At 70.9% G+C, this 13,973-nt stretch carries 14 protein-coding genes; 5 read left to right on the top strand and 9 right to left on the bottom strand.

Features of this window, described 5'->3' with window-relative positions; all coding sequences use genetic code 11:
• Window positions 1-14 precede the first annotated feature (14 nt).
• A complete protein-coding gene (locus CHR28_RS02005; RefSeq protein ID WP_094051632.1) occupies window positions 15-836 on the top strand; it encodes a MerR family transcriptional regulator in 822 nt (273 codons plus the stop codon).
• Window positions 837-1,011: 175 nt separating this feature from the next.
• Complete coding sequence (locus CHR28_RS02000) at window positions 1,012-1,911, top strand: aminoglycoside phosphotransferase family protein (RefSeq protein WP_094051631.1); 900 nt, start codon at window positions 1,012-1,014, stop codon at window positions 1,909-1,911.
• 49 nt (window positions 1,912-1,960) lie between these two features.
• On the opposite strand, the gene CHR28_RS01995 is transcribed toward CHR28_RS02000, so the two are convergent.
• From CHR28_RS01995 to CHR28_RS01970, 6 genes are all read right to left on the bottom strand, one after another.
• Window positions 1,961-3,793 (bottom strand): caspase family protein, encoded by a 1,833-nt coding sequence (locus CHR28_RS01995; RefSeq protein WP_094051630.1) that lies wholly within the window; start codon window positions 3,791-3,793, stop codon window positions 1,961-1,963.
• Window positions 3,790-4,182, bottom strand: a complete 393-nt coding sequence (locus tag CHR28_RS01990; RefSeq protein WP_179272283.1) for a hypothetical protein — start codon at window positions 4,180-4,182, stop codon at window positions 3,790-3,792. Before CHR28_RS01990 ends, CHR28_RS01995 begins: the two co-directional genes overlap by 4 nt.
• A gap of 173 nt (window positions 4,183-4,355) precedes the next feature.
• Window positions 4,356-5,525 carry a hypothetical protein gene (locus tag CHR28_RS01985; protein ID WP_256984073.1) on the bottom strand — a complete coding sequence of 390 codons (1,170 nt, stop codon included), beginning with the start codon at window positions 5,523-5,525 and terminating at the stop codon, window positions 4,356-4,358.
• 204 nt (window positions 5,526-5,729) lie between these two features.
• Entirely contained in the window at window positions 5,730-6,386 is a 657-nt protein-coding gene (locus CHR28_RS01980; RefSeq protein ID WP_094051628.1) for a DUF1326 domain-containing protein, read from the bottom strand.
• Between the two features lie 114 nt (window positions 6,387-6,500).
• The gene (locus tag CHR28_RS01975) at window positions 6,501-7,337 is read right to left on the bottom strand and encodes a DUF2182 domain-containing protein (protein ID WP_094051627.1); all 837 of its coding nucleotides are present in this window, start codon (window positions 7,335-7,337) and stop codon (window positions 6,501-6,503) included.
• Window positions 7,338-7,425: 88 nt separating this feature from the next.
• Window positions 7,426-8,469 carry an alpha/beta hydrolase family protein gene (locus CHR28_RS01970; RefSeq protein WP_256984072.1) on the bottom strand — a complete coding sequence of 348 codons (1,044 nt, stop codon included), beginning with the start codon at window positions 8,467-8,469 and terminating at the stop codon, window positions 7,426-7,428.
• Window positions 8,470-8,592: 123 nt separating this feature from the next.
• Here CHR28_RS01970 and CHR28_RS01965 point away from each other — a divergent pair, with 123 nt between their 5' ends.
• The gene (locus CHR28_RS01965; RefSeq protein ID WP_256984070.1) at window positions 8,593-9,216 is read left to right on the top strand and encodes a GNAT family N-acetyltransferase; all 624 of its coding nucleotides are present in this window, start codon (window positions 8,593-8,595) and stop codon (window positions 9,214-9,216) included.
• Window positions 9,213-10,100: a PaaX family transcriptional regulator C-terminal domain-containing protein gene (locus tag CHR28_RS01960; protein ID WP_094051625.1), complete on the top strand. Its 888-nt coding sequence runs from the start codon at window positions 9,213-9,215 to the stop codon at window positions 10,098-10,100. Before CHR28_RS01965 ends, CHR28_RS01960 begins: the two co-directional genes overlap by 4 nt.
• Before the next feature lie 309 nt (window positions 10,101-10,409).
• Here the strand turns inward: CHR28_RS01960 and CHR28_RS01950 are convergent, their stop codons facing one another.
• Window positions 10,410-11,276, bottom strand: coding sequence for a helix-turn-helix domain-containing protein (locus CHR28_RS01950; RefSeq protein ID WP_094051624.1), 867 nt, complete (start codon window positions 11,274-11,276; stop codon window positions 10,410-10,412).
• Window positions 11,277-11,443: 167 nt separating this feature from the next.
• Here CHR28_RS01950 and CHR28_RS01945 point away from each other — a divergent pair, with 167 nt between their 5' ends.
• On the top strand, window positions 11,444-12,166 hold the full coding sequence (locus CHR28_RS01945) for an alpha/beta hydrolase (RefSeq protein ID WP_094051623.1): 723 nt from the start codon (window positions 11,444-11,446) through the stop codon (window positions 12,164-12,166).
• Window positions 12,167-12,382: 216 nt separating this feature from the next.
• On the opposite strand, the gene CHR28_RS01940 is transcribed toward CHR28_RS01945, so the two are convergent.
• On the bottom strand, window positions 12,383-13,204 hold the full coding sequence (locus tag CHR28_RS01940; RefSeq protein WP_094051622.1) for a DUF2382 domain-containing protein: 822 nt from the start codon (window positions 13,202-13,204) through the stop codon (window positions 12,383-12,385).
• Between the two features lie 241 nt (window positions 13,205-13,445).
• A complete protein-coding gene (locus CHR28_RS01935; RefSeq protein ID WP_094051621.1) occupies window positions 13,446-13,790 on the bottom strand; it encodes an STAS domain-containing protein in 345 nt (114 codons plus the stop codon).
• Window positions 13,791-13,973 lie beyond the last annotated feature (183 nt).

Genomic DNA, 13,973 nt, shown 5'->3' with positions numbered 1-13,973 from the left:
AGCTCGGAGACATCATGTTCACCATCGGAGACTTCGCCCGGCACGGCCGCGTATCGGTCCGGATGCTGCGGCATTACGACGCCACCGGCCTGCTGCGCCCGGCCCATGTCGACCCGGCCAGCGGCTACCGCTACTACACCGCCGCCCAGCTCGCCCGCCTCAACCGGATCATCGCCCTCAAGGACCTCGGCTTCACCCTCCAGCAGGTCCGCGACATCGTGGAGGAGAAGGTCGGCGCCGAGGAACTGCGCGGCATGCTGCGGTTGCGACAGGCCGAGTTGGAGACCGCCATGGCTGCCGCAGCGGCATGGCTGGTCCAGGTCGAGGCGAGGCTCCGAGCAATCGAGAGCGAGGGGCACATGCCCACCAACGACGTCGTCATCAAGAGCGTCCCCGCCGTCCGGGTGGCGGAGCTGACCGCGACGGCCGCGAGTTTCGGGCCCGAGGACATCGGTCCGGTCATCGGACCGCTCTACGACGAGCTGTTCCGACGCCTTGAGGCGGCAGGAATCACCCCCACGGGCCCCGGTGTCGCCTACTACGAGGACGCCCCGGAGGGCGGCGGCAGGATCAGCGTCCACGCCGCCGTCCAGGTCTCCGCTCCCCCGCAGGACGGCGCCTTCCGCATCCACGACCTGCCGTCCCTCGACCAGGCGGCGACCATCGTGCACCGCGGCTCGATGGACACCGTCCTGCCCACCGCCCAGACCCTGGCCCGCTGGATCGACGCCAACGGCTACGAGTCGACCGGATACCCCCGCGAGATCAACCTGGAGTGCCCGGCCGACCGCGACGACTGGGTGACGGAACTCCAGGCACCGGTGACCCGGTCCTGATCAAGCGCACCCGACTGCAGCGCAGGGACGGCCTGTTCGTACATCGACTCATTCCCGCGAGCACGCCTCGGCGCGGTGGCCGTTCCTCGCAAAATCGGTCGACAGGCGCAGCCTGAGCCACTGTGATGGCTGCGACTGCCCGTCGCACGGAGCGGGCCGATGACGGGAGTTGCTCTTGGTCGCCGGGCGAACCGCGGACATCCGCCCTCGGATCGACGAGGCTCTGGTCAGGCGCCTGATCGACACTCAGTTCCCGCAGTGGGCGGGGCTGGCCCTGGAGTTGGTCAGCCCCGCCGGCTCCGATCATGTGATCCACCGGTTGGGCGAGGAGCTGTCCGTCCGGTTGCCGCGTCATCGCGGGGCCATCGGCCAGGCCAGGAAGGAGTACGAGTGGTTGCCTCGACTCGCCCCGCACCTTCCCCTGGCCGTCCCGGTGCCGGTGGGAGTGGGTGAGCCCGGCTTCGGCTATCCGTGGCCGTGGGCGGTGTCCCGCTGGCTGGACGGCGAGGTGGCGACGGTCGACGCGCTGGGCGACTCCTGCGAGGCCGCGGTCCAACTGGCCGAGTTCCTGGTCGCCTTGGAGCGCATCGCCTCTGAGGACACCCCTGCGGGGAGCACCGGGGAGGATCTCACCGGTCGGCCGCTGTCCGACCGGGACCGGGCGACGCGACTCGCCATCGCCGAGGTAGACGGCGTGTTCGACGCGACAGCGATGACCGGACTGTGGAACGAGGCACTGAGCGTGCCCGGCTGGGACCGCGCTCCGGTGTGGTTCCACGGGGACTTCCACACCGGCAACCTGCTGACCTGCGACGGCCGTCTCAGCGCCGTCATCGACTTCGGCGAGCTCGGCAGAGGCGACCCGGCCCGCGACCTGATGATCGCCTTCACCCTGATGTCGGCAACCAGCCGAGCCGCCTTCCGCGACGCGCTCGGCGTGGACGACGCCACCTGGCTGCGAGGCCGCGGCTGGGCCCTGGCCACCGGCCTGAACGCATACACCACGTACGCCGCCGTCGACCCCCGGGTCGCCGCGCAGACGACCCGGCAGATCACCCAGGCCCTCCTCGGCTGACAGGGGCGGGGCGACCAGCAACCACGGCCTCGGGCGGAGCTGACGAGGCCTACCAGGAGGGACTACCCGCCAGGTACGTGATGCCGGCGAGGACGGCCAGGATCAGTGCCGGTATGGCCAAGCCCTTCGTGATGGAGAGGAGCGTGCGCGTACCGCCGGCCGCCTTCCGTGTGTAGCGCTCGCGCTGTGCCGCCAGATCGTGCTGGGCGAAGGCGCCGACGATCAGGGCAGCAGCGGCGGTGATGAGGCACACGATGAGCGGTGTGAGGGCTCCTTGCTCGCGGATGTTGTTCTCTATCTCGCCGCCGACTCCTGCCTCGCTGCGTTCCGTGATGGCCGCGACCGCCCTCTGGATGGTCATGGCGAGCATGGCCAACGCCGTGACGGCGAGCGTCAAGGCGGCCCCGGCCAGGGTGGGCGCGCGTCCGGACGCCGTGGGCCGCTGCGTCTTTTGCCGGTTGCGCTGGGGCACAGGCGGCCTCCCGGGCGGGCGCGGTGGCGGTGGCGGTGGCGGAGTGGGCGTTGTCCCGATGACCACCGTGTCCCGGTCTCGGCGCGGTGCGTGGGCTTGTGCCGACTCGTTCGAGGGACCTGGTGCGGGCTCGGCGTGATCCGGCTCGTGGGCCGCGGCCACGACCGCCTCCACGTGGATCACCGTCTCGTCGGCGACCCCTTTCAGGGCGATGTCGCCGGACAGCTGCCCCTCGGTGGCGGTGTCGATGTGGACCTCCAGGCCGCTGCGCGTCGGATCCACGCGCAGCCAGGACTCGGTGGGCTGGGCCACGCAGTGGCGGGCCAGCGGTGGGCCCTGCATGGTCACGGACCGCTTCTGCGGAGTGGAGTTCCTCTCGACGCGGCCGAAGTCCAGGTAGTCCGGGGAGGGCGACAGATGGATCTCGCTCAAGGCGTCCGATGCCAGGACGGCGATCTCGTGGATGTCCTTGCTCGCGACCTCTTCCAGGTGCTGACGCGCGCCTTCCGCCACGGGCAGTTTGACGTCCTGGAGTCGCTTGTTCAGGACGAGCACGGCCCGCTGCCGGGTGAGGATGTCGTCGCTCTGGAGGGCGGTCCGCAGGGAGGGCGGCGACGGAACGGCGGCGATCTTGATGCGGCCGCGCCGGCTGTGGGCCAGATACAGCTCCCCGTGCAGTTCGGCGGCCTTCTTGGGGGTCTGATGCGGGTTCTGATCGCGTACGTGCCGGTAGATGTAGTCGTACAGGTCGTCCAGGGAGATGTTGCCGTCGGCGTCGAGGTCGGCATCGCCGGTCTCCAGGCCTTCGACCACGGCGTGGGTGAACACCGAAGGCCGCGCACCGGAGTCCTCGGCGAGTTGGCTGCCTTCGAAGGCGTACTCCATGGAGTCGGAGGCGGTGATGACGGCCCAGCCCCGCCCGGTCACCGGCTCGTCCTCGGCGAACGAGGCGAGGACGTTGACGTCTCCGGAAGCACGCACGGACGTCGATCCCTTGGAGAAGGCGCCGCCGTAGCAGCAGTCGAGGAAGAGCACGGTGCGGCCGGCCCGGGTGGTGGACATGCAGCTGCGGACGAACTGGGACGGGACGGCGGTGGCGGCCAGCAGCGGGGGCTCGGTGTCGCTCGCGGCGAAGTACAGTTCGCCCGACTCGCTCTTGAGGCCGTGGCAGGAGAAGTGCAGCAGGAGGGTGTCGGCGCGGTCGCGGTCCTTGAAGAAGCCCTGGATGCGTCGGCGCATGAGGTCGGCCGAGGCGTTGTGCACGACCTCCACCTCGAAGTCGCCGATCTGCGGATCGTGCAGCACCCTCTCCAGGGACGCGGCGTCCTGGAGGGGCGCGTTGAGCTTCTTGAGCCCCTGGTCGGTGTAGCGGTCGTTGGCGATGATCAGCGCGTGTCTGCTGTCCGTCATGGCTCGGCTCCGGCCGGGGAGTGGCGCTGGACGAAGATCTTGAAGGCTTCCGCGACCTGCTCGTCGCTCGCCTCGGAGATCTCCAGGACGTCGTCGCCCATCTGCAGGTGCAGGGACGGGTGTGTGTCATGGTGACGTCCGAGCCACGACCGGATCACGGTCACCACCTGGTTCAGGGCCGTTGCCGAGCTGCCCAGGGTCACCATCAGGGCACCGATCTGGGCGACGTCCACGGCACGCGCTCCGGGTGGCACCGGCCCACCGGGCACGGCCGCGACGTCGGCCACGTCGAGGTCGAGCAGTTCCTCACGCAGGTAGCCGGTCAGTTCGGCGACGCGTTCGGCTTCCGCGTCCTGTTCCGTGAGGAGGATGCGCAGCGTGTTCTCCACCGGTCAGCCCCTTCGTTCGTGCTTCTCGGGGCGGCGCAGAGTCGCAGTGGTGGTGGGCTCCACGTCATCATCTTCAGTTTCTGCTGCTCACAGTGGTGTGGCAAGTCGCCCACGGGAGAATGAAGATGACGGTTCAACATTGAGGTTGCCCGTTCAACCGGCGGCGGTCCGGCTCAGACCCGCTCGCGTGTCCACACCCGGCGCGCCCTGCTGCCGGCACCGGCGCCGACCGTGCGCGCGTCACGCCCGACGTGCTTGTTCATCGCCGACCGCAGGCGGTGCCGGAAGGTGAACCCCGGTGCCGGACCCGCCTGCGTGGACCGCTCCCGCACGACGGCCTTCTTGCACAGCACGTCCCACACCCGGTCCGGGCACTCCCCGCGCCGCCAGAGGAAGTCGCAGTACGGGATGTGCGCGATCTCCAGGTTCAGCCAGCCGTCCTTGGTCAGCACGCCCTTCCACTCGGCCAGGCGGAGCTTCATGTAGCCGCGCGACCGGTTGGACTTGTCGACGCTCGTGATGCCGAGCACGCGGACGAAGCCCGGGGCGTGCTCCAGGACGATCACCGGACGTTCCTTGTAGGTGTTGTCCTCGTGCGTGAGCTCGGCCATCCACACGTCGCCCACGGCCGGTGGCCAGGACGTCACACCGGGAGGCACGGGACGGGCCGGCGGCCCGGTCCTGAGCCAGGGCACGAGCCGGGCCGTCGCGGCCAGCGCGCAGCCGGCCGCCAGCCCGGCCAGCGCCCACCACAGGACGGCGAGCAGCAGCGTCCCGGCCGTGGCGGTGTCCGGGTCGGGGGTGAGGCTGCCTCCTTCGTGCCGGATCCAGTAGCCGGTCAGGCCTGCCATTAGCGCCTTCCACAGCGCGGTGCACAGCAGGACCAGCGGGAAGTAGCCGTGGTCCACGACCCGTATCAGACCCAGCGCGGCGGCGGTCACCGCGTAGATCATGACCACCCCGGCCACCGGATGCTCGGTGACCGGGACCTCCAGCGGTGCCATGACGGCCGCCGCCACGCAGCACACACCCACGGCCCGCGCCGCGACCACCAGCCGGTTCTCCTTGAGCCGCGCGGGCGCCACCATGCGGACCATCGGCCGGACGACCAGCACACACCCTGCGAACAGCGCCACGCACACCCAGGTGTTCCGGGTGCCGGTGAAGCCGACGCGGACCGCGACGGACATCAGCACCCACAGCGCCCACGAGCCGAGCGCCACCGCCGGCGGCGCCCCCGCGCAGAACTCGGGAGTCTGCCGCTTCGAGCGCAGCCGCGGCGCCTGCATCCCTCCGACCAGCGGCGTGCTCAGACACACCAGAAGTACGGCCCCCACCAGCATCGATTGCACGTTCCCCCCGCCCCCGGGCTCTTGTCACCGGCAGCAGCATGGCCGGTCACCGGCCGCGCCCGGCTCTGTTTCGCGCTTTGCGACCCGCACGGCCGGTGAGCCTGATAGGGCGCGGGGGCAGCCCGTGGGCCGGGGGGGGGCAGCGCGTGGGCCGGGGGCAGCGCGTGGGCCGGGGGCAGCGCGTGTGCGTCCGCGTCAGTCGGGCCCCGTCCAGTCGAAGGGGAAGTGCTTGCTCGACTTTCCCGAGCGGTCCCAGGAGAAGCCGAACGCGTCGGCGCGGTCGGCGGTGGCCCGGCCCCAGGTGGCGACCTGGCCGGATCCGACCTCGGCGCCCGGCGCGTTGTGCACCTGGACGCGTGCGCCTTCCGGAGTCGTCGGGCCGGTGAGCGCCTCGGCGTGGGCCGTGACGCGGCCGGGAATCTCGGCTCGCCAGGTGGCGAGGTCCTCGTCGATCTCCACGCGGATCGGTGCGATGTCCATGCCGCGCATCTCGGGCCTGAGCATCTCCCCGAACCGCGCCGGCCAGCCGCCCGCCTCACCTCCGAAAACCGTCCCCAGCGCGGCGCGCTGCCGGTCGTCGGCACGTTCGTCGAGGAAGACCGCGGCGTAGGCGTCGCTGTGCTCACCGGCCCACACGTTGCCCGTGAAGGCACCCAGCATCAGGACATTGAGACCATCGAGCCGTACGTCGCCGTAGTTGCCCTCACGGATGTGCCAGACCAGTACGCCTTCACAGTCGCCGTACGTCGGAGGCTGCGCGAACGTGCAGGGGCACGGTATGGCGCACTTGCACACGTCGAACCAGTCGCCGGCCAGATGCCAGCGGGTAGCGGTGCCGAGTTGTTCCGTCATCTCGCTCCCCTCCCATCGAGCCCGAGGGAGCTTCTCCGCAGTGGCAGGACCGCACGTCCCGAGCCCGCACGCGGATCGCGAGGCGGTCTGTCCCTTCCAGCTTGCCGCAGCGGCTCACATGCCGTCCATCGCGGGCGCCGGTTCCTGCAGCCCGGGCAGCAGCCCGTCGTGGAACAGCGCGAGCACGGCCAGGACGAGGAAGACGACGCCCACCACTCTGGACAGCAGCGGACCCCTGGCCCAGAGCTTCTCCACGAAGATCACCACGGCCAGTCCGGCCATGGCCGCCACGTTCATCACCCCGAGCGGGACGAGTACGACCATCAGCCCGGCGCAGCAGCCGACGCAGTAGGCCCCGTGGTGGACGCCCACCCGCAGGTCACGGGCCGGTTGCCGGAACCCGGCGTAGTGCACGAGCTGGCCCATGGGGTCGCGGCAGTGCCGCAGGCAGACGTTCTTGAGGGGGCCCAGCTGGTAGAGCCCCGCCAGCAGGAACGCCGCCGATCCGATCCAGCGCCCCGCCGTCGGGTGATCACTCACCAGGTCGCCGGTGACGGCCAGGGCCGCGTAGACGAGCAGCCCGAAGGCGGTCCACACGAGCAGGTATCCGCCCGCGAACTCCACGGTCCGCGCCGTGCGCCTCCATCCCGACGACCGCCGCTGGATGCCCCGTGCCCAGGTGAGGGCCACCGGCGCCATGGACGGCAGCATCATGGCCGCCATCATGGTCACCCACAGCACCAGGAACAGCGGCAGCGCCATCCCCATCGTGCCGGGCTCGACTCCCATGTCCCGGGCCTGCCCGACGGTGAGCACCCATGCGGGCACGGCGATCAGGACGACCAGCGACCACGCGACGGCGAGGTCCCGCGCCGGCAACAGTCCTCCGCCCGTTCCCGTCGGCGCGGGCGGCCGGACGGGCCGGGAGGCGGAAGTCCTGAGAGGGCGCATCGGATGAACTCCCCTGCGTACACTCCCAGCACAGCACGCCTCCGACCGCACCGCGACTCTGGGCAGGGGCGATGCGTGGGAGAAGACCTCAGCCGACAGGGCCCCTGCCGGTCTGCCGTAGGAAATGGGCCTGACGGTCCAGGAACCCCGCCGCGTACAACTTCCGTGGTGCGAGAACGGCGGTCGCGGTCAGGCGCAGTCGTGAGCGCTCGGTGTGGTGGTCCACCAGGGAGTGCGTGGCGTCGGGGTAGTGCTCGACGGTGAGGGTCGAGGCGGGAAGGATCGAGCGGTACACGGCCTCCGTCTCCGCGACGTCGACGTTCACATCGTGTCCGGCCAGGACGAGCAGGACGGGGGTGTTCCTCATGGCCCGCAGGTCGGCGACGGCGTCCGCGGTGTGGTTCTTCGAGATGAACCGCCACCGGGCGGGCGTGATGTCACCGGCGTCACCTGTGTCACCGACCGCCGCGCGGTACTCCTCGTAGGAGGCGCGCTGCCGCAGCAGGCGCAGCGTCGTTTCGCGGCGGCGCAGCGCCTCGTCGACGTGCCGCTGGTCGGCGCCTTCCCGGCGGAGTTCGCCGAGGAGGTGGTAGCGGCCCTGCCGCAGCCAGTTGACGGCCGGGGACACGGCGATGACGAACTGCAGCCGCCGGTCTTCCGCTGCCACCTTCGGCAGGACCCAGCCGGCCTGACTCGCTCCCCAGAGTCCGATACGACGGCCGTCGATGCCGGGGCGGTCGCGGGCCCAGGCGACCGCGGCGAGGGTTTCCGCGGCGCGGTCGTCCATGCTCTGTGCGAGCCAGTCGCCCTCCGATCCCCCGACGCCCGGTTTGCTGAAGGACAGTGAGGCGTAACCCGCCCGCGCGAACGACTCCCACAGGGGCCGGTAGAAGGTGTCGTGGGTCGCGTCGACGGGCCCGTCCCCGTGCACGAAGACCACCAGCCCGAACGGCCCGTCGCCTGCCGGCGGGAGGGCCAGCACGCCCTCCAGCCGTTGACCTTGGTGCAGCATCACCACGCGCTCCTCCCTCAGGGCGTACGTGTTCTGCCACACCACGATCCCGCCGAGTCCGCCCGCCACCAGCAGGACGCCCACCAGCGTCCACAGCAGGCGCCGCCGTCCCCGCCCCACGCGGGCTCTCCCCCGTCGTCCCAGCACCGGCTCGCCCGAATCTATCGATTACAGAACGCTCGTTATGAGAATGAACGTACTATGGTCGATAGCGCAAGGGAGCAGGACGGACAGGAGGAACACGTGAACATCGAGGCCGTGACGTGCCGACGCGGTGTGCCCGCGGGGAGCGAGCAGGAGGTGGCCGCGTTGTACTGGGACGCCTTCGGACGCAAACTCGGCCCCGCCCTCAACCCACCTGACACAGGGCGGGACTTCATCGCCGCGCATGTGCACCACGACCGAGGCGTGACCGCCCTCGTCGACGGTGCGGTGGTCGGCGTGGCGGGCTACCAGCTCGGCGGGCGCGCACTTACCGGCGGCACCGTGCGGGACGTCCTGTCCACCTACGGCCTCTTCCGCGGCCTGCCCCGGCTGGCGGTCCTCGCTCTGTTCGAGCGCACTCCTCGGAAGGGTGAACTCGTCATGGACGGCATCGCCGTGGACGCGCACCACCGGGGCGGCGGGATCGGCAGCCTGCTGCTCAAGGAGGTCGCCGCCATCGCGGCGGAGAACGGCTGCCGGCGTATCCGTCTGGACGTCATCGACACCAACCCCCGCGCCCGCGCCCTGTACGAACGGCACGGCTTCCTGGCACAGCACACCGAACAGACGCCCTACCTGCGCCGCTTGATGGGCTTCGGCGCCGTGACGACCATGTACCGCCCCGTGACGGAGGCGGACCGGGCAGGCGGAGGTGCGCGATGACGGCCCCGGAGGTCCCCACCCGGCTGCTCGTGCACGCGCTCGTGCGGGAGGACGGCACCGTCGACGCCGGTGAGCTGTACAGCGTCGCCGGACTGCTCGGCATGACCGACCAACAGGTGCGGCTGTGCGTCAAACGCCTGGTCGCCGACGGCCGGTTCACCCAGGACGGCCGCGGACGCAAGGCCGTGCTCCGGGCCGTCGCCGACCCGACCGGCGCGCTCGCGCCGGACGCGGAGTACGTACGCCACGCCTACCGGCAGGACGCGGGGAACGCCGACTGGGACGGCGTCTGGCACCTGTTCGCCTTCGCGATCCCCGAGTCCCGTCGCACCACCCGCGACGCCCTGCGCGACACCCTCCTGCGCCTCGGGGCGGCCCCCCTCCAGGGCGGCCTCTACGTCACCGCCAACCCGGTCACCGACATCGTCGAGGCCCACGCCCGCCACCTGGGCGTCCTGGACTCCCTGACCTTCCTCACCAGCACCGACCTGCGCATCGGCACGCTCGCCGATCCCGCTGCCCTGGCCGCCGAGTTGTGGCCGCTGGAGGAGATCGCCGCCCGCTACGAACGGCTCACCGCCTTCGCACACCACTGCCTGACCGAGCTGGAGACGATGGAAAGGACCGACGGCGCCGAGCAGCGTGGGGCGGCCGGGCGGCTGGCCATGGCCGTCCAACTCGCGGCGGAGTTCACCAGGGCCATGGAACCCGACCCGCTGCTTCCCCCGGAGCTGCTGCCACAGCCCTGGCCCGGCACCCGGGCGCGCAGCCTCAGCGCCGACTGCTGGCAACGCCTGCGCCGGTCCCCCACCGACGGACCGGAGGCCCTGCGCCTGTTCCGGCTCTACGGCGACACGCTCGGCGACCCGGGTGGGGACTCGTGAGGGTGCGGGCGTCGGCGCGGGCGTCCGTTGGCGGGCTCAGGCCTCCGGGCGAAGCGCACGCCCTTCGAAGTCCCGGCGCACCGCGGCGCCTTGGTCCTCGACCAGCCCACCCTCGTCGGGGAAGTCCAGAACCGCTCCGCAGCGATTGCACAACCGCCCGTCCTCGGCCGGCACACCGCACGCCTTGCAGAACCGGTTGCCCCTCTGGTCTTCCATCCCCTGCACGACAGTTCTCCTTCACAAGCGGCTCGACCTACTGAATGCCCATGCGGGGTACCCGAGGCGCCGAGGTCGATGCCCGCGGTGGCTTCAACCGCTCCGGCCGAGGTGCGCCGCTGTCGGTCGTGGCGTGAGCGGTGGCGGTGTCGTGCCGGCGAGCAGCGTCAGTTTCTCAGCGGCGTCCGTGCCGGGGGCCGGATGGTAGATGACGAGCGTCTGGCCGGCCGCGCCGTCGACGCTCAGCCGCTCGCGGTTCAGCCACAGGCCGCCGACCTCGGGGTGGTCGAGGTACTTGGGTGCTCCTTCGCACGCCACCACGTCGTGGCGGGCCCACAGTCGGCTGAAAAGGGGGCTGGCCAGGGTGAGTTCGCCCACCAGCTCGATGCAGCGGGGGTCGTCCGTGCCGGTGCCGATGGATCGGCGGAAGCCCGCGACCATGCCCGCGGCGGCCTGCTCCCAGCCCGGGTAGAGGGCCTGCTCGGCGGGGTCGAGGAAGAGGCTGCGCAGACGGTTCGTACCCATGGTGAAGCGTGGTGACAGCGCCGTCGCCAGCGGGTTGGCGGTGAGGACGTCGAAGTACCGGCCTTCGACGAGGGCGGGCAGTGGGAGCGTGGCGACGAGTTGGGCGACGCCCTGCGGGACGGTCTCCTTCGCGGACCGGCGCCGACGCCGTCGGGGGCGGTCGGCGCCCAGGGCGAGCAGGTGTTCCGTCGCCTCGTCGTCCAGGAGCAGCACACGGGCGAGGGACTCCAGGACCTGAACGGAAGGATTGCGGTCGCGCCCCTGCTCCAGGCGCAGGTAGTAGTCGACGCTGATGCCGGCGAGCAGGGCGACCTCCTCCCTGCGCAGGCCGGGCACTCGTCGTACTCCCACCACGGGCACACCGGCCTGCTCGGGCGTGACGAGCTCGCGGCGGGCGCGCACGTAGTCGCCCAGGAGGTTGGGTTCGCCGGTCATGACGCCACGGTAGTGCGCATGGCCGCGCGTGCGGGTGGCCCTGTCACCCCCAGGATCGCCACGGCCCTGGCTCGGCCGGCACCGCCTCGGCAACGTTTCCGCCGAGCTATTCGGTCGCCCGTTCCCCGCCGCCCCGGCAGCGGGCCGGCACAGCAAGGAGCACAACGATGTCCACGTTTCTCTTGGTTCACGGCGCCTGGCACAGCGGCACGTGTTGGGATCGGGTGGTTCCGCTGCTGGCGGCGGCGGGCCATCACGTGATCGCACCCTCGCTCACCGGGTTCGGCGACAAGCGCCGTCTGGCCGGTCCCGACGTGGGACTCGACACCCACGTCAACGACATCGTCAAGCTGATCACCGAGGAGGACCTCACCGAGGTGATCCTCGTCGGGCACAGTTACGCCGGACTGGTCATCTCGTCCGTGGCCAACGACGTTCCGGACCGGATCGCGCGGCTGGTCTACCTCGACGCGATGGTCCCGGAGGACGGCGAGACAGCGGTCGACGTCATCCCCGTCACCCAGCAGTTGATCGACGCCGCCCTGCGATCGGAGAGCGGCTGGCGGGTGCCGCCTCCGCCCGAGCTGCCGCCGCCCGCCGGCCTGTTCGGCGTGAGCGACCCGAACGATGTCGCCTGGCTGCGCTCGATGCTGTCGGACCAGCCGGTGAACTGCCTGCGGCAACCGGTGCGGTTGCACGAACCGGCCGCGAGGCGGATCCCGCGTACGCACATCCACTGCACCGTCCTGCCGGACGGGTTCGTCCGGCGCCCGGTGCCCGGTCTTCAGCCCAACGGCACGCCGGCGCAGGTGTGGGAGCTGGCGACGGGCCACGACTGCATGATCACCACACCGGCCGAACTGGCCGAGCTGCTCCTCCGGACGGCCTGATCCCCGCTCGGCGGTCCGGCTCAAGGGGCAGCGCCCCGGCCTTGCGGAGGCTGCCGCCCATCCGACGTCAGACTGACGGGCATCCGGCGTCAGATGCCGTCCGTCTCGGCCTCAGGCTGCCGGGTCCGTCTCGGCCTCAGGCTGCCGGGCACCGGCGTCGGCCCGCTCGTACTGGTAGGTACCGAGCGGGCCCGACGCGCGGAGGCGACTCTCCGGCTACCGGTCCTGGCGGCCTTCGTCGACGCCTTCGGCCTCGATGCGCTCCTTGCGGACCTGGCCGCGCACCGTCTCCTCGTCGGTGTGCTCGTCGGTCGTCATCCGCACCCGCTCCACCGGCACCGTCTCCGTCGCCGTCACGGGACGCTCCTCGTGCAGGGTGACCTCGTGCTCGGCCTCGGTGATGGCGGGCCCGGACAGGGCGGCATCCCGGTTCTCGTCCGTGATCGGCTCGCGCTCGATCCGGACTTCTTCCCGGCGCACCGGAACGGTCTGCTGCACCTCTTCGGTCACGACGTACTTCCGCAGCCGTGCCCGGCCCACCTCACGGCGCTCGATGCCGACGTGCATGCGCTCCTCCGAGCGGGTCATGGCGTCGTCATCGCTCGTGCCCGTCTCGGCGTAGCCGGCACCGGGCATGCCGGTCGTCTCACCGGTGCCGGCGTGAGCCCAGCCGCGCCGGCCGGATTCGCCGGGTTCGCTGGTCTGCTGCCAGACCGCGTCCCAGTCGATGCCGTAGTACTCGTACAGACGGTGCTCCTCGTCCACGGAGAGGTGTCCGCCGGAGTCCACGTCGACGTTGGGCGCGTCCTTGACCTTGGCCTTAGGGTAGGGAACCTCCAAGTGGTCCTCCACGACGGAGGCGTCCTTGACGGGTACGAACGTTTCGTTGGTGCCGAACAGGCCGGTCTTGACACTGACCCACTCGGGCTGGCCGGTGGCATCGTCGAGGAAGACGTGCTTCGCCTCTCCGATCTGGTCGCCGTCGGCGTCGTAGACAGGGTGGTCCATCACGGTCGGAATCTGCTCATGCGTGATCACGATGGCTAACTCTCTTCGCTGTCGGTTGAGCTGCCGATCCGGCTCACCCCCGCTCGAACGGGTGGTGGCGAGAGGCGTTTCCATCGGCCGCAGCGCGGCCGGAGCTGTCCCGCCTTGGTCGGACCACAGCAGCGATACCGCCCGCAATTCCTGAGGCGGCCCAGGTTGTCACCACCGCCAAGTGTCCCTTTTGCGCACAAAAACACTGCTCGCGCTTTTTGAGAATTTTTTTCGTACCGGTTCAAGCCGCCGCGGGCCGGAAACGGGCCGGGGGCACGTCGGGCAGCAGGCGAGCCAGGTCGAAGACGGCGGGATTCACGTCGGCAGCGGTGAGCAGCAGCCACAGCGGCTGATCGCGCAGTCCGGTCACGGTCGTCCGGTGCCGGGGGCCACTGCCGGGGCCGAAGAGGAGGTGGAGGCCTGCGATGTCCATGAAAGGTGTGTGGGACAGGTCCCACTGCACGTCGGTCACCTGCGGCGGCAGGGCGTCGGCGGCGGCGCGCAGCGGGGGCAGGGCGTCGAAGTCGATCTCTCCGCGCGGGGAGATGCGTGCGGTGGGGCCGTCGAGGGTGGTGATGATGTTCATGGGGGCGCGTCCCCCTTTCGGGGGTCGGCGAGCCCAAAGGCGAAACACCCCCGAGGGGTGTACGACGATGGCGGGGCCGGGTGCCCGGGATGGGGGCAACGCCCGGCTCTCCCGAAAGACCAGCGCTTGCGGCGCCGGTCGGTCTCGTTGTCCTTCCACCGTGGCACAGTCGCGCCCGGTACC

The sequence above is a fragment of the Streptomyces sp. XY006 genome (assembly GCF_002237655.1).
Classification (GTDB): domain Bacteria; phylum Actinomycetota; class Actinomycetes; order Streptomycetales; family Streptomycetaceae; genus Streptomyces; species Streptomyces levis.
The sequence above is the reverse complement of the archived record's forward strand: the minus strand, read 5'-3'. Positions and strand labels throughout refer to the sequence as shown.

What these genes read in the sequence shown, in the direction of transcription:
- CHR28_RS01975 (WP_094051627.1), bottom strand. Translation starts at nt 7,337, where the DNA reads ATGCGCCCTCTCAGGACTTCCGCCTCCCGGCCCGTCCGGCCGCCCGCG.
- CHR28_RS01960 (WP_094051625.1), top strand. Translation starts at nt 9,213, where the DNA reads ATGACGGCCCCGGAGGTCCCCACCCGGCTGCTCGTGCACGCGCTCGTG.
- CHR28_RS02005 (WP_094051632.1), top strand. Translation starts at nt 15, where the DNA reads ATGTTCACCATCGGAGACTTCGCCCGGCACGGCCGCGTATCGGTCCGG.
- CHR28_RS01935 (WP_094051621.1), bottom strand. Translation starts at nt 13,790, where the DNA reads ATGAACATCATCACCACCCTCGACGGCCCCACCGCACGCATCTCCCCG.
- CHR28_RS01950 (WP_094051624.1), bottom strand. Translation starts at nt 11,276, where the DNA reads ATGACCGGCGAACCCAACCTCCTGGGCGACTACGTGCGCGCCCGCCGC.
- CHR28_RS01945 (WP_094051623.1), top strand. Translation starts at nt 11,444, where the DNA reads ATGTCCACGTTTCTCTTGGTTCACGGCGCCTGGCACAGCGGCACGTGT.
- CHR28_RS01985 (WP_256984073.1), bottom strand. Translation starts at nt 5,525, where the DNA reads ATGCTGGTGGGGGCCGTACTTCTGGTGTGTCTGAGCACGCCGCTGGTC.
- CHR28_RS01980 (WP_094051628.1), bottom strand. Translation starts at nt 6,386, where the DNA reads ATGACGGAACAACTCGGCACCGCTACCCGCTGGCATCTGGCCGGCGAC.
- CHR28_RS01995 (WP_094051630.1), bottom strand. Translation starts at nt 3,793, where the DNA reads ATGACGGACAGCAGACACGCGCTGATCATCGCCAACGACCGCTACACC.